The sequence below is a fragment of the Pseudomonas sp. 5Vm1k genome (genome assembly GCF_056161485.1).
Genome location: NZ_JBSPCZ010000006.1, coordinates 76,786 through 95,845 on the forward strand (window position 1 = coordinate 76,786; position 19,060 = coordinate 95,845).

Annotated in this window: 20 protein-coding genes; 11 read left to right on the forward strand and 9 right to left on the reverse strand. The window is 59.9% G+C overall.

Going from position 1 to position 19,060, the window contains the following annotated elements:
- Positions 1-149: 149 nt before the first annotated feature.
- Together ACWIKB_RS13770 and ACWIKB_RS13775 are read left to right on the forward strand one after the other, a co-directional pair.
- Positions 150-854: a CTP synthase C-terminal region-related (seleno)protein gene (locus tag ACWIKB_RS13770; protein ID WP_475267451.1), complete on the forward strand. Its 705-nt coding sequence runs from the start codon at positions 150-152 to the stop codon at positions 852-854.
- The gene (locus tag ACWIKB_RS13775) at positions 851-1,174 is read left to right on the forward strand and encodes an antibiotic biosynthesis monooxygenase family protein (RefSeq protein ID WP_401326890.1); all 324 of its coding nucleotides are present in this window, start codon (positions 851-853) and stop codon (positions 1,172-1,174) included. Before ACWIKB_RS13770 ends, ACWIKB_RS13775 begins: the two co-directional genes overlap by 4 nt.
- Positions 1,175-1,301: 127 nt before the next feature.
- Here ACWIKB_RS13775 and ACWIKB_RS13780 read toward each other — a convergent pair whose 3' ends face one another.
- Positions 1,302-1,628, reverse strand: a complete 327-nt coding sequence (locus tag ACWIKB_RS13780) for a DUF2025 family protein (protein ID WP_475267452.1) — start codon at positions 1,626-1,628, stop codon at positions 1,302-1,304.
- Positions 1,629-1,863: 235 nt separating this feature from the next.
- Between ACWIKB_RS13780 and ACWIKB_RS13785 the strand changes: the two genes are divergently transcribed.
- On the forward strand, positions 1,864-2,991 hold the full coding sequence (locus ACWIKB_RS13785) for a glycerophosphodiester phosphodiesterase (protein WP_475267453.1): 1,128 nt from the start codon (positions 1,864-1,866) through the stop codon (positions 2,989-2,991).
- The gene (locus ACWIKB_RS13790) at positions 2,992-3,675 is read left to right on the forward strand and encodes a helix-turn-helix transcriptional regulator (protein ID WP_475267454.1); all 684 of its coding nucleotides are present in this window, start codon (positions 2,992-2,994) and stop codon (positions 3,673-3,675) included. It abuts the gene before it with no gap.
- A gap of 1 nt (position 3,676) precedes the next feature.
- On the opposite strand, the gene ACWIKB_RS13795 is transcribed toward ACWIKB_RS13790, so the two are convergent.
- On the reverse strand, positions 3,677-4,564 hold the full coding sequence (locus ACWIKB_RS13795; protein ID WP_475267456.1) for a sterol desaturase family protein: 888 nt from the start codon (positions 4,562-4,564) through the stop codon (positions 3,677-3,679).
- 157 nt (positions 4,565-4,721) lie between these two features.
- Here ACWIKB_RS13795 and ACWIKB_RS13800 point away from each other — a divergent pair, with 157 nt between their 5' ends.
- Positions 4,722-5,027, forward strand: a complete 306-nt coding sequence (locus ACWIKB_RS13800; RefSeq protein ID WP_475267458.1) for a PepSY domain-containing protein — start codon at positions 4,722-4,724, stop codon at positions 5,025-5,027.
- Positions 5,028-5,768: 741 nt separating this feature from the next.
- On the opposite strand, the gene ACWIKB_RS13805 is transcribed toward ACWIKB_RS13800, so the two are convergent.
- Complete coding sequence (locus ACWIKB_RS13805) at positions 5,769-6,215, reverse strand: hypothetical protein (protein ID WP_475267460.1); 447 nt, start codon at positions 6,213-6,215, stop codon at positions 5,769-5,771.
- 111 nt (positions 6,216-6,326) lie between these two features.
- Complete coding sequence (locus ACWIKB_RS13810) at positions 6,327-7,949, reverse strand: methyl-accepting chemotaxis protein (protein ID WP_475267462.1); 1,623 nt, start codon at positions 7,947-7,949, stop codon at positions 6,327-6,329.
- A gap of 430 nt (positions 7,950-8,379) precedes the next feature.
- Between ACWIKB_RS13810 and ACWIKB_RS13815 the strand changes: the two genes are divergently transcribed.
- The 4 genes from ACWIKB_RS13815 to ACWIKB_RS13830 all read left to right on the forward strand — a co-directional run bounded on the left by ACWIKB_RS13815 (position 8,380) and on the right by ACWIKB_RS13830 (position 13,160).
- Complete coding sequence (locus ACWIKB_RS13815; protein ID WP_475267463.1) at positions 8,380-9,402, forward strand: transporter; 1,023 nt, start codon at positions 8,380-8,382, stop codon at positions 9,400-9,402.
- A gap of 276 nt (positions 9,403-9,678) precedes the next feature.
- A complete protein-coding gene (locus tag ACWIKB_RS13820; protein ID WP_475267465.1) occupies positions 9,679-11,292 on the forward strand; it encodes an inorganic phosphate transporter in 1,614 nt (537 codons plus the stop codon).
- A 282-nt stretch (positions 11,293-11,574) separates the two neighbouring features.
- Positions 11,575-12,441 carry a phytanoyl-CoA dioxygenase family protein gene (locus tag ACWIKB_RS13825; RefSeq protein WP_475267466.1) on the forward strand — a complete coding sequence of 289 codons (867 nt, stop codon included), beginning with the start codon at positions 11,575-11,577 and terminating at the stop codon, positions 12,439-12,441.
- Complete coding sequence (locus ACWIKB_RS13830; RefSeq protein ID WP_123514271.1) at positions 12,438-13,160, forward strand: TylF/MycF/NovP-related O-methyltransferase; 723 nt, start codon at positions 12,438-12,440, stop codon at positions 13,158-13,160. The genes ACWIKB_RS13825 and ACWIKB_RS13830 overlap by 4 nt, the downstream gene beginning before the upstream one ends.
- 265 nt (positions 13,161-13,425) lie before the next feature.
- Here ACWIKB_RS13830 and ACWIKB_RS13835 read toward each other — a convergent pair whose 3' ends face one another.
- The gene (locus tag ACWIKB_RS13835; RefSeq protein ID WP_475267468.1) at positions 13,426-14,277 is read right to left on the reverse strand and encodes an NmrA family NAD(P)-binding protein; all 852 of its coding nucleotides are present in this window, start codon (positions 14,275-14,277) and stop codon (positions 13,426-13,428) included.
- Positions 14,278-14,390: 113 nt separating this feature from the next.
- Between ACWIKB_RS13835 and ACWIKB_RS13840 the strand changes: the two genes are divergently transcribed.
- Complete coding sequence (locus tag ACWIKB_RS13840; protein ID WP_475267470.1) at positions 14,391-15,305, forward strand: LysR substrate-binding domain-containing protein; 915 nt, start codon at positions 14,391-14,393, stop codon at positions 15,303-15,305.
- 103 nt (positions 15,306-15,408) lie between these two features.
- On the opposite strand, the gene ACWIKB_RS13845 is transcribed toward ACWIKB_RS13840, so the two are convergent.
- Positions 15,409-15,846 (reverse strand): multidrug/biocide efflux PACE transporter, encoded by a 438-nt coding sequence (locus ACWIKB_RS13845; RefSeq protein WP_475267472.1) that lies wholly within the window; start codon positions 15,844-15,846, stop codon positions 15,409-15,411.
- 89 nt (positions 15,847-15,935) lie between these two features.
- Here ACWIKB_RS13845 and ACWIKB_RS13850 point away from each other — a divergent pair, with 89 nt between their 5' ends.
- On the forward strand, positions 15,936-16,790 hold the full coding sequence (locus ACWIKB_RS13850; protein WP_475267474.1) for a LysR family transcriptional regulator: 855 nt from the start codon (positions 15,936-15,938) through the stop codon (positions 16,788-16,790).
- 125 nt (positions 16,791-16,915) lie between these two features.
- On the opposite strand, the gene ACWIKB_RS13855 is transcribed toward ACWIKB_RS13850, so the two are convergent.
- From ACWIKB_RS13855 to ACWIKB_RS13865, 3 genes are read right to left on the reverse strand one after another with little or no spacing between them, the layout of a single operon-like run.
- Complete coding sequence (locus tag ACWIKB_RS13855) at positions 16,916-18,151, reverse strand: RNA polymerase sigma factor (RefSeq protein WP_475267476.1); 1,236 nt, start codon at positions 18,149-18,151, stop codon at positions 16,916-16,918.
- Entirely contained in the window at positions 18,151-18,642 is a 492-nt protein-coding gene (locus ACWIKB_RS13860; protein ID WP_475267478.1) for an SRPBCC family protein, read from the reverse strand. The genes ACWIKB_RS13855 and ACWIKB_RS13860 overlap by 1 nt, the downstream gene beginning before the upstream one ends.
- A 27-nt stretch (positions 18,643-18,669) precedes the next feature.
- Positions 18,670-19,014 (reverse strand): YciI family protein, encoded by a 345-nt coding sequence (locus ACWIKB_RS13865; protein WP_054044847.1) that lies wholly within the window; start codon positions 19,012-19,014, stop codon positions 18,670-18,672.
- Positions 19,015-19,060 lie beyond the last annotated feature (46 nt).

The following is a 19,060-nucleotide window of genomic DNA, read 5'->3' on the forward strand; positions in this document are numbered from 1 at the left end:
AGCTGCTGTAGGCGAAATTCGCCTCAGTTCGACAGTTTTTTCCAGGAAGCGTGAAAACAACCCGGAATCGTCGCCGATAAAAAATTCATCCTGGGTGCGTAAACGCCCATTTATAGTGGTGCCAGGAATCAACACCACCAAGGACACTCATGAACACCACCCTGCACATCGCCCTGATCGGTGATTACGACCCACAGGTCACCGCCCATCAAGCCATCCCCATTGCCCTCGGCATGGCCGCCGAGCACTCGGGCCTGGATGTGCAATACCAATGGCTGGCCACTGACCAGATCAACACCGATACCCCGTTCAACACCTTCGATGGATTCTGGTGCGTACCCGCCAGCCCCTACCGCAACACCGATGGCGCATTACGCGCGATCCGCTTTGCCCGCGAGCAACAGCGACCGTTCCTCGGCACCTGCGGCGGTTTTCAACATGCGGTGCTGGAATATGCCCGCAACGTTCTGGGCTGGGCAGATGCCGAACATGGCGAGACATCCCCCGATGCCGAACGGGCATTGCTTACGCCGCTGACGTGCTCGCTGGTGGAAGCCGTCGACAGCATTCATCTGGTTGAAGGCTCGTTGATCGCCAAGGCGTATGAAACGTCCGAAATTCATGAAGGCTATCGCTGCCGCTACGGCGTGAATCCTGAATTCGAACAGGCGCTGCTGAACCAGCAACTCACAGCCGTCGGTCACGATTCGAATGGGGATTTGCGCGCAGTGGAACTCAAAGGTCATCCGTTCTTCGTCGCCACCCTGTTCCAACCGGAACGCACCGCGCTCAAGGGCACGTTGCCGCCGTTGGTTCGTGCATTGATCGAAGCCTGCACGAGGTCAAAATCATGATGGCCAACACTCCGTCACCTCACTACTACGCAGTGATCTTCACCTCCCTGCGCACCGACGGTGATCAGGGTTACGCCGAGGCGGCCGGGCGCATGGTGGAACTGGCGCGCGAGCAACCGGGTTTTCTCGGTGTAGAGTCCGCTCGGGGCGAGGATGGGTTGGGGATTACGGTGTCGTATTGGGTCAGTGAAGCGGCGATTCTGGCGTGGAAGCATCATCCTGAGCACAGTGAAATTCGCGAGCGTGGACGGGCGACGTGGTATGCGCAGTGCCATACGCGGGTATGCCGGGTTGAGCGGGCTTATGAGTTCAAGCGGTAGATGATGAGGTGCTTTTGAGGCCACTTTCGCGAGCAAGCCCGCTCCCACATGGGGATTTGCTTGCGCCGCGGATCCAGTGTGGGAGCGAGCTTGCTCGCGAAGAGGCCAAACCAGTCAACACAAAAACTCAGCCCTGAACCAAACTCCGAACCGCCGAAATTTCCGGCACGTCCCGCCGACTCATATACACCCGCAACGGCTCGGTCACATTGATCCGGTCATCAATATTCTGATCCAGCAACAACTGAATCAACTCACGCTTTAGCGTCATCGCCTGATCAGGCCCCGACGCCCAGACGAACTCGCTGGTGGGAATGATGCCGTCATCGGCCACGTCCATGCCGAACGAATCTTCGCTGAAACGCACGATGTATTGGCCGGTCTTGCGATTAAGGCCAACGAAACCCTTGAGCTGGTCGGCAGCCTGGCAGATAAGCTGGGAAGTGATGCGCATGATAAACCTCACAAAAGGTCGAAAAGGGACCGGTGATCGATGGTTTACACGCAAGGTTACGAACGGGTTTCCCTCTGCCGGGGAAACTGCCGGAGCCAAGAGTACTGCAAAGAACCGCACAAAAGCGCTGAAAAAAATCGCTTTAAACACGTTTATGTCGGTCTTGCGATAGCGCTCGCGGCGCTCAGTTGTTAAAAGGTACGTCTTTGAAAACCTCTGCGAAAGGACCTCGACCATGCCTGTTACCTTCACCAAAAGCGCCCTGCTGCTGAGCCTGCTGCTCGGCCTCGGCCAGGCACAGGCCGCCAGCCAGCCCAGCCCCACTGCGCTGGCGACCACGCTAGGCATCCCGCACCCGGCCGTGATTGCCCACCGTGGCGCATCCTTCGATGCCCCGGAATCCACCGCCGCGTCCTACAAACTGGCCCGTGACCTGGGCGCCGATTACCTGGAAATGGACTTGCAGCGCAGCAAGGACGGCGTGCTGTTCGCCCTACACGACAACAACTTGCAGCGCACCACCGATGTCGCCACCAAGTTCCCTGAGCGCAAGGATGCCCCGGCCAACCAGTTCACGATTGGCGAGCTCAAAACCCTCGATGCCGGCAGCTGGTTCAACGCCGCTTACCCGGATCGCGCGCGTCCGTCCTACGCTGGCTTGAAGATTCTGACCCTCGACGAAATCATCGACATCGCCGAGAGCAATCCGCTGCACAAGCCTGGCCTGTACATCGAAACCAAAGAGCCGAAGCAATTCCCCGGCATCGAACACGACCTCAAGGAGAAACTCCAGGATCGCGGCTGGCTGAGCCCGGCCGGTTCGAAACTGGCGAAGAGCGAACTGGCGGTCGGCCAGGGCAAAGGCAAAGTCGTGCTGCAAACCTTCGAGAAGAGCAGCCTCGAACTGCTGCAAAAAGAAATGCCGAAAGTGCCGAAAATCCTGTTGCTGTGGGTTGGTGAAGGCAGCATCGAGCCGAAATCCAAAGTGACCTTCGCTGAATCCGGCGACAAGGACAAAGCCACTTACTACGCCAAGCAAGAGCCGAAAGACAAAGCCGAATTCCAGCAATGGGTCGAGTACGCCAAGTCCCAAGGCGCGATCGGCACCGGTCCTTCGGCGGCGCTGACCAAGGGTGGCGATCAGAGCTACTCGGACCTGGTCAAGCCATGGATGAACCAGTTCACCCACGATCAAGGCATGCTGGTGCACGTCTACACCATCGATGATGCGGTGGATTACCAGAAAGTGATGGACGCCGGTGTCGATGGCATCTTCACCAACCGCGCCAGCGAACTGCTGAAGTTCTACAAACGCCCGGCGGCTGGCACCGTTGCGCAATTGCTGCAGAACAACGGCTACTGAGTGACGCCAAACACCGATTGGACGGGCCGCCTGTGGCTAGGGCGTGATTATGGCCTGATCCATGGTGAGCTGGGGCGCACAGCGCCCCATGCTCATTACGCTCACCAGTTGATTCTTGCCCCCGATGGGCCGGTCACCGTCAACCTCGACGGCGTCAATCAAACAGCCCATCGCCTGTTTATCCCCTCTCACATTCGCCACAGCATTATCGAAGCGCCAGATGCGGTGTTCACGGTCTATGCCGAGCCGTTGACCTTCGACGGTCAGGCGTTGCGCAGTGCCGTGTACGACGCCGATCTGTCGCTGGAACAACTCGACCACGCCATGCGCGATTGCCCGCGGAGAACCCTGGACGATGCGCGAATCGAGCGTGCCTTATCGGCCCTCGACAGCTTGCTGACGAGCAAAGTCCCGGCCAGCGCGTTGGCCGCTGAGGCGCATGTATCGTTGAGTCAATTGCAACGGCTGTTCGCCCGCCAACTCGGCCTGCCAGTGCGCCGGCTGGTGTTGTGGCGGCGACTGCGGTTGGCGATGGTGCTGATTCTGGCCGGCGGCAGCATTACCGAAGCGGCGCACGAGGCCGGGTTTGCCGATTCGGCGCACTTCTCCCGCAGCCTGAAAAAACTCTTTGGCGTAACGGCGCGCCAGGCTTTGCAACACATCGACTTGCGGCTGCTGGATTGACTCAGCGCCGCAGCGGCTCAGGCACCGTGGGTTCTTTGCTCAACGCCACGGACGCGAACGGGTCGAGCAATTGCGCGATGTAATCCTGAGGAAAATCCGGCCGACTGCCAATGCCCAAATCGCCCTGACGAATGTCGTAGTCCCGCGTGTAAAAACCGGTCCCCAGCAGCCAGTCCCACAGAGTGAAGAACAAGCCGAAATTCACATCGCCGGCCCGGCCATATTTCATGTGATGAAAACGGTGCACCGGTGCCCAGGCGAACACCCGGCGCAAGGGTCCGAGTCGCATATCGACGTTGGAATGTTGCAGCAACAACTGGATGGCGATGGCGAACGCCAACAGTGCCGCCACGTCCAGCGGAATCCCCAACAGCAGCAAAGGCAACAGCCCCGCCGAGGCTTCCAGCAATTGATGCAATGGGTGTTTCATCAAACCGTTGAAGCCGTACAGGCGTTGAACGCTGTGATGCACCGCATGCAAACGCCACAACCAACCTACGCGATGGCTGGCGTAATGCATCAGGCTGATGCCGGCATCGGCGATAAAAATCGCCAACGCCAGTTGCAGCCATAGCGGCCAGCCACCGGGCCATACACCGTCAAATGACAGCAGCGCCACCAGGGCCGGCAACGCCAGCAGGCCCAAGGCATTCAAGGCCTCGTTGACCCCAGCGTGAATGACGTCCCGGGCGCGATCGCCGACCGAACGATTCCAGCAAACTTCATAGGGCAATGCCCACTCGGCCAGGAACGACACGGCAAGGGCGGCGAGAAACACCGGCACCAGCCATTCGACCGATAGCCCGGCCACGCCCACCAGCCAAAGACCTGTGCCGATGAACCCGGCCCAAAAAACCGGCGCATACAGTGCTGCAACGATTCGCTTCATCACCACCTCCATTGATCGAGGTCGCAGCATGAAAGGTTGCCGGGTGTTGGAATTGAACAAACGACGCAATTGCTGCCCTGGGCGGTTTTTAAGGGTGAATTAAGTTGCGCTGGTTAACCTGAGCCCACTTAAACAGTTCACCCAAGGAAAGAAGCTTATGAAAACCCTGACAGCCCTGTTCACCGCCGCTGCCCTGACCCTCTCTGCTGGCATGGCCCAGGCCGATATCCGCGTTGATCAGATCCCTGAGCTGGTCAAAAGCGGCAAGATCAAGCCTTTGGAAGAAATGAACCAGGCGGCGCTGAAACTGCATCCGGGTGCGACCATCACCGACACCGATCTGGACAACCACTTCAACGGCTACGAATACGAAGTCGAATTGCGCACCGCTCAAGGCGTTGAATGGGACGTGGACTTCGATGCTGCCACCGGTAAAGTCCTGAGCAACAAACAAGACACCTAATCACCGCCATCCCCTGTAGGAGCGAAGCTTGCTCGCGAAAGCGGAGTGTCAGTCACATCAATATTGGCTGCTCTGCCGTCTTCGCGAGCAAGCATCGCTCCTACAGGTTTGATACATGATCACCGCAATCCCTGTGGGAGCGGGCTTGCTCGCGAAGGCGGAGTGTCAGTCACATCAATATTGACTGCTCTGCCGTCTTCGCGAGCAAGCATCGCTCCTACAGGTTTGATACATGATCACCGCATTCCCTGTGGGAGCGGGCTTGCTCGCGAAGGCGGTGTGTCAGTCACATCAATATTGAGCCACAACAGCATCGCTCCTACAGGTTTGATACATGATCACCGCAATCCCCGTGGGAGCGGGCTTGCTCGCGAAAGCGGAGTGTCAGTCACATCAATATTGACTGCTCTGCCGTCTTCGCGAGCAAGCATCGCTCCTACAGGTTTGATACATGATCACCGCAATCCCTGTGGGAGCGGGCTTGCTCGCGAAAGCGGAGTGTCAGTCACATCAATATTGACTGCTCTGCCGTCTTCGCGAGCAAGCATCGTTCCTACAGGTTTGAAACATAATCACCGCAATCCCTGTGGGAGCGGGCTTGCTCGCGAAAGCGGAGTGTCAGTCACATCAATATTGGCTGCTCTGCCGTCTTCGCGAGCAAGCATCGCTCCTACAGGTTTTGCGATGAGTTCAAAGAACGCACGATCTTCGGGTCGTGCGTTTTTTTATGTCCTCAGTCCATCACGCCGTCGTACTGACCATCGACCCGGACGTGCTGCCGCCTTCATCCTGCAACGCCTGCAACAACGCAGCGGTTGCCGTTTGCAACGAACCCGATGTGGCTGAAATCTGCGACTGCGCCGCCGCTACATCGGCGGCTTTGGCATCAGCGCTTTCCTGCTTGGCCTGAGCCGCTTGCAGTTGCTGCTGTTGTTCCTGCAATTGCTTTTGCAGCTCGGCGATTTGCTTGCGCAGTTCTTTCACCGTATCGGATTCAGTGCTGCTGCTCGAACTGCTGCCGCCGCCAGCGGGCGCAGCACCGCCAGCAGATGCCTTGGTGGCATCGCTTGCGTCTGTGGTGCTTGCAGTTGCGGAGGTGGTGTCTTCTGTAGTGTTGTCGCTGATCGAGGTTTTGCTCGTCGGCGTCGAGAGGGTCTGATTGATTGAAACGGAGGTGATGCTGACCATGGGATTTCTCCTATTAGGGTTAGGTTAAATCCATCATCGACATCCCTTGGCCGCACTTGAGATCGACTGTGTACCGGCTCGGTAAGCGAGCCGGTACAAAGCCGTTTTCCATTAAGCGCTGAGGCGCGCCGTCACTTCATTCAACTGCCCCGACAAGCCGTGCAGGTTGTGGCTGGCCGCTTCCGTGCGCTGCACGTTGTCCAGGTTGGTGCTGGCAATCGTGGTGATCTCGGTGAGGTTGCGCGAGATGTCTTCGGCTACCGAGGTCTGCTCTTCGGCGGCGGTGGCAATCTGGCGGTTCATGTCACGGATGGCTTCCACGGCATGGGTGATGCGCTCCAGCATCGCGCCGGCTTCGGTCACTTGCGCGACACTTTCTTCGCTGCGCGACTGGCCGCTTTCAATCGCCTGAGCCGCGTCCACCGCACCGGTTTGCACGGTCTGGATGATCTGGTTGATCTCGATGATCGATGCCGCTGTGCGCTGGGCCAGGCTGCGTACTTCGTCGGCCACGACCGCGAATCCGCGACCAGCTTCACCGGCACGGGCCGCTTCGATTGCCGCGTTGAGTGCCAGCAAATTGGTCTGCTCGGCGATGCCGCGAATCACTTCCAGCACCTTGCCGATGCGGCCGCTGTCGGTTTCCAGACGGCGGATGACGGAGGCGGTGTTGGCGATTTCGCCGCGCATCTGGGTGATAGTGTGAATAGTGCCCTGCATGACTTTTTCGCCTTGCTGGGCAGACTGGTCGGCATCATCGGCGGCGCGTGCTGCGTCGGCCGCGTGACGCGCCACTTCCTGGGCGGTGGCAGACATTTCGTTCATGGCCGTGGCCACCTGATCGGTACGGTTGAACTGCTCGTTGGTGCCGCTGGCCATGAGGCCGGCGATGGCGTTCAACTCGCCGCTGGCGCTGTCCAGGTCCTTGGCGCTGCGCTGCAAGCGGTTGAAGGTCTCGGCGAGGAAATCGCGCAAGGTGTTAGCGGCCATCGCCAGTTTGCCCAACTCGTCTTGACGGGTGCTGGCGACGCGTTCGGCAAATTTGCCCTGGCTCAGTTGCGCCACGTAGTCGATCAGTTTGCGAATCGGGTCAACCAGGTTGCGGTTGATCAACCACAGGCTCAACAGGCCGATCAACAGACCGGAAGCGAGCATCACGATGATCCCCAGCATCACGGTGCGCTCGGCCCCGGCGCTGATCAGCGCCGATTGCTCGGTGCCTTGCTTGCGCAGTTCGCCGACCAGTTCGCTCATCTGATCACTGGTGGCGCGGTCCACGCCTTTGACGGCGGTGTCGCCGGCGGCTGGGTCGGCACCGGCGGCTACGTAGGCATCACGCCCCTTCTGGTAAGCGCTACCCAATTGACGGTGTTCGTCACGCAGGCGTTCGATGCGGGTCTTGAGTTGGCCATCCAGGCCTTTCTGCCCGGCCAGTTCGCCGAGGATGCCTTGCACGTCGCGCTGACGGTCTTCGAATTGCTTCCAGTATTTGTCCAGGTCTGCTGGCTGTTTGCCGCGCAGCAACACGTTTTTCCATTCCTGAACCTGCACCTTGAATTGCAGGTTGGCTTCATCGATCAACTGCGAAGTGTGCAGCGGGCCGTCGATCAGGTTGGCGTAACTTTGGACGCCGCTGGACAGGAAGTGAAAGCAGGCCAAAGCGATCAGCAACATCGCCAACAGGCTACCGCCGAGCAACGCGAGGATTTGGGCTCTCAGGGATTTTTGCAGCATCGGATGATACTCATGACAGGAATGAGGCACGCCTGATTGGGCGTGAAAGACGTCCAAACTTCCCTGTCTGCGGTCCCGGTTCGTGGCCCGGGCCGCGCAACCTAACACCTGCGTCATCGGCGTGCCAGAGCGGTTCTTTAATCATTCCCGACCATCGGTAACGCACACGTTTGCGCCGCCACGCAACTGTCACAAAACCGTCAAGACTCCTTGCGATGATGCCCGGTAGCAATCGCCGTAGCTGCCGTAGCAGCTGTCGAGCAGCGCGAGGCGGCGTTCGGCGGCGAAGCCGTCGCAAAATCGGTCAACGCGGTGTTTCAGGTAAACCGCGTGCTCAAATCTGACGACGGCTTCGCCGCCGAACGCAGCCTCGCTCCGCTCGACAGCTGCTACAGGCGCTACAGCCGGACGTACCTCCCAGCGAGACCTCATGAACCACAGCATCGATCATGCCCACCGCGACACTGACTTGTTCGGCCTGCTTTACGGCTTCCGTTTTCGTCCCGGTGAGCGTGGTCGGGAGATCGATTCGGCCGAGGCGCTGCGCTGCTTGCAGCAGTCTGAAGAGAGCGATGAATTCCTCTGGTTGCACCTGAACCTGGCCCACGCCGCGTGCGAGCGCTGGATGAAAAGCCATCTGGAATTGCCCGAGGAGTTTTTCGAAGCACTGCACGAAGGTTCGCGCTCGACCCGTATCGAGCACGTCGATTCGGCGCTGCTGGCGGTGGTCAACGATGTGGTGTTCAACCTCAGCAGCATGGTCTCGTCGGATGTCTCGACGTTGTGGGTCTGCGCCCGCAGCAAGCTGATCATCAGCGCGCGCCTGCAACCGCTGCACTCGGTGGATAAATTGCGTTCGTCGGTGAAGGCCGGCGAGTGCTTTCGTTCACCGCTGGAGTTGCTGGTGCACCTGCTGCGCGATCAGGGCGAAGTGCTGACGCAGATCGTGCGCAAGACCAGCCAGAGCGTCGATCAGATCGAAGATGAATTGCTCTCGTCGCGGCTGTCGACCAACCGCGCCGAACTGGGCGCCAATCGCCGGGTGCTGGTGCGCCTGCAACGGTTGTTGGCGCTGGAGCCGGGGTCGTTGCTGCGTCTGCTCAACCGGCCGCCCCAATGGTTGCAGAAGGAGGACGTCAAGGAACTGCGCAAGTCCACCGAGGAGTTTGCGCTGATCATCAACGACCTCACGGCCCTGGGTGAACGGATCAAGTTGTTGCAAGAAGAGATCGCCGCCAACCTCAACGAACAGAGCAACCGCACGCTGTTTACGCTGACCGTGGTGACGGTGCTGGCGCTGCCGATCAACATCATTGCCGGTTTTTTTGGCATGAACGTGGGCGGGATCCCGCTGGCTGGCGATCCGGAAGGGTTCTGGATTCTGGTGGCGTTGGTGGCAACGTTTACCGTGCTGGCCGGGCGTTGGGCGTTCCGAAAACGCCAGGATTATTAAAACGCCCCGACCCCTGTGGCGAGGGGGCTTGCCCCCGTTGGCGTGCGAAGCGCTCCCATGCATTCTTTCAGTCATACCGCGTCAGTAGGTTTTGCGACTGCTTCGCAGCCGAACGGGGGCAAGCCCCCTCGCCACAGGTCGTGCGACGCCATCATATTCGTGGTGGATTCGGATCAACGGGAGCAAAAAAACCCAAACACTGACCCACCGCAGTCTCTCTGTCATATTTTGAAACGATCATGGGCGACACTCCTTCCCTCCTCAGGATTGTCCGGCATGGCTACTCCTTCCTATACGACTGCCCAGGCGCCCGCCAGCAGCGCCAGACCGCAGCTCAATAAAAAACCCGGCCTGTTCACCCTGGTGATTTTCTTCGGGGTGTTGGCCAGCGGCTTGTTGTTCACCGCTTACAGCCTGATGCACGACATGCACGAACTCGGCACCGTGGTGACCACCTGGACGCCATTTCTGCTGCTCGGCGTGGCGCTGTTGATCGCCCTCGGTTTTGAATTCGTCAACGGCTTCCACGACACCGCCAACGCCGTGGCCACGGTGATTTACACCAACTCGCTGCCGCCGAACTTCGCGGTGGCCTGGTCCGGGTTCTTCAACTTCCTCGGCGTGTTGCTGTCCAGCGGCGCGGTGGCGTTCGGCATCATCGCGTTGCTGCCGGTGGAGCTGATTCTGCAAGTCGGCTCCTCCGCCGGTTTTGCCATGATCTTCGCCCTGTTGATCGCTGCGATCCTGTGGAACCTCGGCACCTGGTGGCTGGGCCTGCCGGCCTCGTCGTCGCACACCTTGATCGGTTCGATCATTGGCGTCGGCGTGGCCAATGCCCTGATGCACGGCCGCGATGGCACCAGCGGTGTGGATTGGGCGCAAGCAACCAAGATTGGATACGCGCTGCTGCTCTCGCCATTGGTCGGTTTTGGCTGTGCCGCGTTGCTGCTGTTGGCCTTGCGCGCGTTCGTCAAGAATCGCGCGTTGTACAAGGCACCGGAAGGCGATGCGCCACCACCGTGGTGGATTCGCGGTCTGTTGATCCTGACCTGCACCGGCGTGTCCTTCGCCCACGGTTCCAACGATGGCCAAAAAGGCATGGGCTTGATCATGTTGATCCTGGTCGGCACCCTGCCGATGGCGTATGCGCTGAACCGCACCATGCCAGCCGATCAGGCGCTGCAATTCGCCGCCGTGGCCGAAGTCACCCAGCAAGCGCTGGTAAAAGCTTCGCCGCTGCAGTCTCCGGCCGACCCGCGCCCGGTGCTGTCCGATTACGTGCGCAGCAAGGAAGCCACGCCACAACTGGTCCCTGCCCTCGCCGCCCTGACCGGTAGCATCGGTGCCCAGGTGAAGGGTTACGGTTCGCTGTCGAAAGTCCCGGCCGAGGCCGTGGGCAACGTGCGTAACGACATGTACCTGACCAGCGAAACCATTCGCCTGATGGACAAGAACAAGGTCGGCAACTTCGACGCCGACACCAGCGGCAAGCTGCAACTGTTCAAGCAGCAGATCGACAACTCAACGCGCTTCATTCCGCTGTGGGTGAAGATCGCCGTGGCCATCGCGCTGGGGCTGGGCACCATGGTCGGCTGGAAGCGCATCGTGGTGACTGTCGGTGAAAAAATCGGCAAGACCCACCTGACGTATGCCCAAGGCGCGTCGGCGGAAACCGTGGCCATGCTGACCATCGGCGCAGCCGACATGTTCGGCTTGCCGGTGTCGACCACCCACGTGTTGTCCTCAGGCGTGGCCGGGTCCATGGTCGCCAATGGCGGCGGCTTGCAGATGAAGACCATCCGTAACCTGCTGATGGCCTGGGTGCTGACCTTGCCGGCGGCGATACTGTTGTCGGGCAGTTTGTATTGGTTGTTCACCAAATTGTTCTGACCCACCCCGGACCTGTGTAGGAGCGAAGCTTGCTCGCGAAGACGGCTTAACATTCAACGCAATTGTTGACTGAATGACCGCCTTCGCGAGCAAGCTTCGCTCCTACAAGGGCCAGCATCCCGGCTCATCTCCCGAGCCGGGATTTTTTTTGTCCGGCCAACGCATTTCGTCGCCATTTCTTCCAATTTCATCTTTATTGACCTGTCAGACGATGGTTCGCACTTCAGTTTGTTAACGTGGTGCCGATTCCTTAGAGACTCGATGCATTCAGGAGTGCGAACCGTGAATCTGTACATCAATCAGCTTCAGAAAAAAGCTGACTTCAAAGAAGCCATCTACGCCGGCGACATCTTCTTGAACACTGAGCTGCGTGCCGCCAAAGAGTTGTGCGCGTTCGCCCAGGAAAGCATCACTGCCGCCTTCAACGGCGAAACCCACCACCAGGCCCTGCACACGTTGATGCCGGTGGAAGAATTCGTGGTACTGGTGACACGCCTCAAGGGCCAGTTCACCAACAGTCTGCGCGCTAAGGAATTGATCCTGGCGTTCATCGATGAAATCGGTGTCGACCCGCGCGAGTACATTTTCGACGTGCCGCGGATTCGCGTCGTGCCCAACTACGAGTACCTGCACGCGGGCGTCAGCTACGCCTACAAACCCCATCGCGATACCTGGTACGGTAGCGTCGATTGCCAGATCAACACCTGGATGCCGGTGCACACCATCAGCCCCGACCAGACCATGATGATCAACGGCGGCTACTTCGACGTGCCGGTGAAGAACACCTCCAGCGAATGGAGCCTCAACGACTGGATCAGCAATCAGCGGCACAAAGCCAAGGACAACCTCAAAGAGGAAGCCCGCGTGCACCCGGTGCCGCTAGAGGCGATCAACAGTGCTTCCGAAGTGCGCGTGGCCGGCAACACCGGTGACATGCTGATCTTCTCCGGTTCGCACCTGCACGGTACTGTGCCGAACCACACGCAACAGACCCGCTTCAGCGTGGACTTCCGCCTGATGCACCTCGACGACCTCAAGCACAAGCGCGGCGCGATCAACGTCGACAGCGCCTGCCCTGACGTCGGCGCCGGTTTCAAAGACTATTTCCACGCCCACGACTTTTCGAATTTCCAAGGAATCCAGCAATGACCAAGCGTCGCATCACGCCCGCCGAGGCCCAGTACAACGAAACCCGTGCCAACGTCCTGAAACGGGTCGATGCCGAGTATGTGGCCGACGCGCCGTTCGTCTTTGCCAACCGCATTGGCGTGACCGCTGCGCTGTCGCGCATGGAGCTGTTCAAGAAAGTCGCTGAAGTACCGGGCGCGATCATCGAGTGCGGCGTGTACAAGGGCAACTCGCTGATGCTCTACATGCACTTGTCGATGATCCTGGAACCGTACGCGATCAACCGTTCGATCATCGGCTTCGACACCTTCGAAGGCTTCCAGAGCATCGACAAGAAAGAAGACCCGGCGGACGTCAACGAAACCATGTTCTCCGACACCGACCAGTCGCTGATCCAGGACATGATCGACGCCAACGACCTGCTGCGCCCGGTCAACCGCATCCCGCGTTGCGAGCTGGTGAAAGGCGACATCGTCAAGACCGTGCCAGAGTGGGTCAAAACCCGTCCGGACCTGGTCGTGGCCATGCTGATCCTCGACACCGACCTGTACGAATCGACCAAAGTCGCCCTGGAAACCTTCCTGCCGTACATGCCAAAAGGCGCGGTTGTGGTGCTGGACGAAGTGGCTTACCGCAACTTCCCGGGCGAAACCAAAGCCCTGCGCGAAGTGCTGGACCTGAACAAAATCGAACTCAAGCGCCTGCCGTTCGATTCGTGCGTAGGCTACTTCCACGTCTGACGCACAACCCCGACCTGTAGGAGCGAGGCTTGCCCGCGAAGACGGTTTCACAGCCAACGCAACTGTTGACTGACACACCGTCTTCGCGAGCAAGCTTCGCTCCTACACCGGGTTTCGGTGTACACAAAATCTGTACCCCACAGCGGCGCCTTTGTAGGAGCGAGGCTTGCCCGCGAAGGCGGTGTGTCAGTCAATGTCGATGTCGATGTCGATGTCGATGTCGACTGATAGACCGCTTTCGCGAGCAAGCTTTGCTCCTACAGGCCTAATTCGTCAGTAGCTGCTTGAGGACGGTCAACAATTCGACCCGGCCCTTGCTCGGCTCACCTTCAAACTCGATCCAGCCTTCGTTGAAACCATCGATCATCTGCATCCGTGGCAGCGGATGGTTCATCCCCTGACTTTCGAACAGTGCCTTCCAGGTCTCACGTGGCACGACGTGCATGCGCACCGGTTTGCCCAACAGTTCGCTGAAACCGGCGCCCAGTTGCAACGGCGTGATCCGTTGCGGGCCTTCCAGTTCGACGATGCGCTGACCGCGCCAATCCTCTTGTAACAGCTGTGCGGCAACTCGACCGACATCAGCGGTGGCAATCATTGGCACCGGCTTATCCAAAGGTTGCAGGAAGCTCGGAATGACACCCGAACCGACCGCGTGCTCGACATCCCACAAGGCGTTTTCCATAAACCAGGCCGGGCGCAAAAAGGTGACTGGCAGCGCCAGCGAACCCAACGCCAGCTCCAGCATTCGCAATTGATTGAGCAAATTCGGTTGGGAGGCCTGAGCGCCAATGGTCGACAAACCTACGACTTTGCCTGGCCGCGCCGTTTCCAGCGCCGAGCGAATGTTCTCCACCACTTGCCGGGTTTCCGGGAAGCCTGGGGACGGGTCAAAATTCGACGGCATCATCACAAACACCCCGGATGTACCGGTGAATGCCTTGGCCATGGCGTCGCGATCATCGACATCGGCCACCGCCAGTTCACACCCCTGTTGCGCCCACACCGCGCCTTTATCGACGTTGCGCACCACCGCGCGAACGGTGTGCCCGGCTGCCAGCAATGTCTTGGCGACCGCGCCGCCGACTTTCCCGGTAATGCCCATGACTGCGTACATCAGCTGTTCTCCTGCTGGATGGCGACGGTTGTCGCGATGGGCAGATTATTGAGCGCAGCGCTGACATTCTCCGATAGCATGAATGTCATTGAACAAATGATCTGGAGTCACCAATGAGCTTTGATGCCAGCCTCGCCAGTGGCATGGGTGTGTTCAGCGCGGTGGTGGATGGCGGCAGTTTTGTCCGGGCCGCCGAGGTGCTGGACCTGACGCCGTCCGGGGTCAGTCGCGCCATCGCTCGACTGGAAAAACGCTTGGGCATCCGGCTGTTCGACCGCACCACCCGCACGGTGACCCTTACCGATGAAGGTCGGCGTTTCCATGGGGAAATCGCGCCGTTACTGGCCAGCCTCGAAGAAGCCGCCAACTCGGCTTCGACCAGTGCCACTCAGGTGCAAGGACGGCTGCGGGTCAACATGGACCCGTATTTTTCGCGGCTGATTCTGGGACCGAAGCTGGGGCAGTTCATGGCGCGCTATCCGCAGTTGTATCTGGAACTGCAAACCCGCGATCAGTTGGGCGACATGGTGGCGGACGGCTTCGATTTGGCGGTGCGCTTCGGCCATCCGCAGTCTTCGTCGTTGGTGGCGCGCAAGTTGTTGGAAGTGCGCGTCCTGACCCTCGCCTCGCCAGCGTATTTGAAGCGTCATGGCCGACCGTTGGCGCCGCTGGATATGGAAGATGAGCAGCATGTGTGCGTACAGTTTCGCGATCCGCAGACTGCACGGCCGTTTGGTTGGGAGTTTCATCGTCCGGGCCGCGCCGTGCTGCACGTGCAGCCGCATTGTCGGTTGCTGGTCAATGATGTCGGCACCTTGCACAGCGTGTGTGAAAGTGGCCAGGCGATTGCTCAGGTGCTGGATTTGGGGGTTGCTCCGGCGCTGGAGGAAGGAAGGCTGGTGGAGTTGTTTCCCGACTGGCCGGATGAGCGATTTCCGTTGTATGCGCTGTACCCGTCGCGGCACTTGCCGGCGGCGAAGGTTCGGGCGTTTTTGGCGTTTGTGAGTGAGTTGTGTGAGTCGCGGTAGATCAAGATCAAAAGATCGCAGCCTTCGGCAGCTCCTACATTGACCGCGTGAAAACCCGATCCTGTAGGAGCTGCCGAAGGCTGCGATCTTTTGATTTTTGCTTTTACCCTTCGCAAGAACTGCGCAAAACCAACCGCTCCCGCACCACGTCATACCCCCAGTGGTAAACATAGGTGTACGGCAGGAAGAACAGCAGCACACCGATGTCCAGCAGAAACGCTTGCCACAGGCTGATGCTCAGCCACCAGGCAATCAGCGGCACGCCCATCACGATCAAACCGCCCTCGAACAACAGCGCATGCACGACCCGGACCCAGGCGTTGCGCACAATTTCGTAGCGCTTCAGCAACCGGTCGAAAAACCCGTTGAACACCACGTTCCAACCCAGGGCCAGGGCAGCGATGGCCACGGTTGCGACGCCCATTTCCAGCATCGGTTTATCCATCACCCATGCCAGCAATGGGGTGCAGATCAATACGGCCAGCAGTTCGAAACCGATGGCCTGGAAAATACGTTCAGTAATGGATTTGTTGGCGTTCATGGCCAGACTCCCTGAGTGAGTGTGGTTGCCATGATCTGTCAGCACACCGATACTTCATAATCAATAACCATCGATCAAGGCGATAGTTCATGGCCTCTCACGAAGTGCTGCTGGCGTTTGTCCAGGCCGCGACCCAAGGTTCGTTTTCCGCGGCGGCGCGCAAACTCGGGCGCAGTCAGTCAACCATTAGCGCCGCGGTGGCGAGCCTGGAAATCGACCTCAACCTGACCCTGTTCGACCGCAGCAGCCGCAAGCCGACCCTGACCCCGGCCGGGCACGTGATGCTGCAACGGGCCGAAGACATCCTCGCCGCCACCAGTCGCCTGGAAATGACCGCCAGCCAATTGTCCCAAGGGGTCGAGGCGAAGCTGACGGTGGCGATTTCCGACACTTATCAGTCCGACCGTTTCGAAGCGGCCCTCAGTGCGTTTGAACAACGCTATCCAGACCTGGAACTTGAATGCCTGATCGCTGAATGCGATGACCTGGTGGCGCTGGTGCAACGGGGTCGAGCGAATGTCGCCTTTGCCGAAATGCAGAACAGCTATCCGCCGGACCTGGTCAGTTCGACCGTCGATGAACGCACGGAAATTGCCCTGTTCGTCTCGCAAACGCACCCGTTGGCGCTGTTGAGCGGAATCGATCAGGACATGCTGCAACAGCATCGGGAATTGCGTTTGGCGACCATCGTCAATCCGTATGAAAGCCGCGCGAAGGGCCGGGTCTGGTCGGCGCCGAGTTATTTGATGCTGCTGGAAATGGCCCAGGGCGGGTTCGGCTGGGCGCCGCTGCCGCGCTGGCTGGTGGGACGGTTTGGCGCGGGGGTGCTGGTGGAACTTGAAGTGCGCGGCTGGCCGAAACCGGTGTATGTCGATGCGCTGTGGTCGCGGCTGCATCCGCCGGGGCCGGCGGGGAGTTGGTTGTTGAGCAAGATGCTCGAATAGCGGCGCTGCCATTCGCGAGCAAGCCCGCTCCCACAGGGGTTCTCTGTTGTGCATAAATCCGCGGCACACCGCAGATCAAATGTGGGAGCGGGCTTGCTCGCGAAGAGGCCGGCAGCCCCACCACATCATTCCAGCGCCCTGAGCCGTCCCTCGATAAACCGCCGCTCCGGCTCCTGCTGCGTCAACGCCAGCGCCCGCTGATACGCCACCCTCGCCTCCTCCACCCGCCCCAACTGCCGACAAAACTGCCCTCGCGCTGAATGCGCCAGGTGGTAATCCTGCAATTCCCCCCGCGCCAAAATATCTTCCACCACCGTCAACCCCGCCAACGGCCCATCGCGCATGGCCAGCGCCACCGCGCGATTCAGTTCGATCACCGGCGAAGGCACCGCCCGCAGCAGCAAGTCATATAGGCCAACAATCTGCGGCCAATCGGTCTCCCCCGCCGTCGGCGCCTCGGCATGCACCGCCGCAATCGCCGCTTGCAGGCAGTAAGGCCCGAAGCGCCGCAGGGTCAGCGCGCGCTCCACCAGTGCGCAGCCTTCGACAATCATTGCGGCGTCCCACACCGAGCGGTCCTGTTCATCCAGCAGAATCAATTCGCCGGTTGCCGAGGTCCGGGCCGGGCGTCGGGATTCGTGCAACAGCATCAACGCCAGCAGCCCCATCACCTCAGGCTCGGGCAACAACTCCACCAATAACCGCCCGAGACGAATCGCTTCGCGGGTCAGATCTTCCCGGGTCAATTCAGCGCCGACGGACGCCGAATAACCTTCGTTGAACACCAGGTAAATCACCCGCAATACGCTGTCGAGGCGCTCGGGCAACTCGGCCAGCGACGGCACTTGGTAAGGGATTTTCGCGTCACGAATCTTCGCTTTGGCGCGCACGATGCGCTGGGCGATGGTGGCCGGCGCCGAGAGGAAGGCTCGGGCGATTTCTTCCGTGGTCAGGTCGCAGACTTCCCGCAGGGTCAGCGGCACCTGGGCGTCCGCCGCGAGGGCCGGGTGACAGCAGGTGAAGATCAAGCGCAGGCGATCGTCTTCCACGTCTTCGTCACTCCAGTCGGCCTGTTCCAGCTCTTCCAACTGAGCAACCAACAACGGCCGCGACGCCTTGAAGCGAGCGCGCCGCCGCAACACGTCAATGGCCTTGAAGCGCCCGGTGGAGACCAGCCAGGTGCGCGGATTGTCCGGCACGCCGTCGCGCTGCCAGCGCTCGACCGCAACGAAAAACGCCTCGTGCAAGGCCTCTTCGGCGAGGTCGAAATCGCCGAGCAAACGGATCAGCGTCGCGAGGATTCGCCGCGAGTCTTCGCGGTAGACCTGCTCAACCCGCGCCTTGACCGACTCGGCGGACATCAGTCCGGCATGCCTTCGGTCACCAGCGTCACCAACCGATCCAGGCTCTGCCCCCAGCCGTCATGAAACCCCATGGCCTCGTGGGCCTGGCGATCTTCTTCGCTCCAGTGCATGGCGCGGGCGGTGTAGAGGGTTTTGCCGTCCTGGTCTTCGAGCGTCACTTCGGCGCTCATGAACGGTTTGCCGGATGGAATCCAGCCAGGAATAAACGCGTCCGTAAACACCAGTCGTTCAGGCGCGACGATCTCCAGGAACACGCCCATGGTCGGGTATTCCGTGCCATCCGGCGCACGCATCAGAGTGCGAAATTGCCCGCCGACCCACAGGTCCATTTCGCACTCCGGCGTGATCATGCCGTGCGGTCCCCACCACTGGGCGAGCAAGGCTGGCTCGGTCCACGCGCGGAAGATTTTGCGCCGTGGCGCATCGATCAGGCGGCTGATGGACAACTCGAATTCGGCAGGCTGTTTTTTAAAGGGTTGCGGGCTCATGCAGATCTCCTGTTTATTTTTGAATGTTCAGGGATTCAACTGGCGAACGGGACGCACCTCGACACAGCCGACCCGGGCCGCCGGAATGTCACCGGCGACCTGGATGGCTTCGTTGAGGTCCTTGGCATCGATCAGGTAGAAGCCGGCCAACTGCTCCTTGGTTTCGGCGAACGGGCCGTCAGTGATCGACAACTTGCCGTTGCGCATCCGCACGGTGGTGGCGGTCTGCACCGACTCCAGCGCCTCGGCGGCGATCATCCGGCCGCTGCCCTGGATCGACTCGGCGTAAGCCATGCACTCGGCGTCTTCGGGGCTGTCGGGCAGTGAGTGCAACGCCTGTTCGTTGCTGTAAACCAGGCATAGGTACTTCATGAGGCTCTCCGTGATCGGCTGATCAACTATGGCTGCTGTTTGGTGC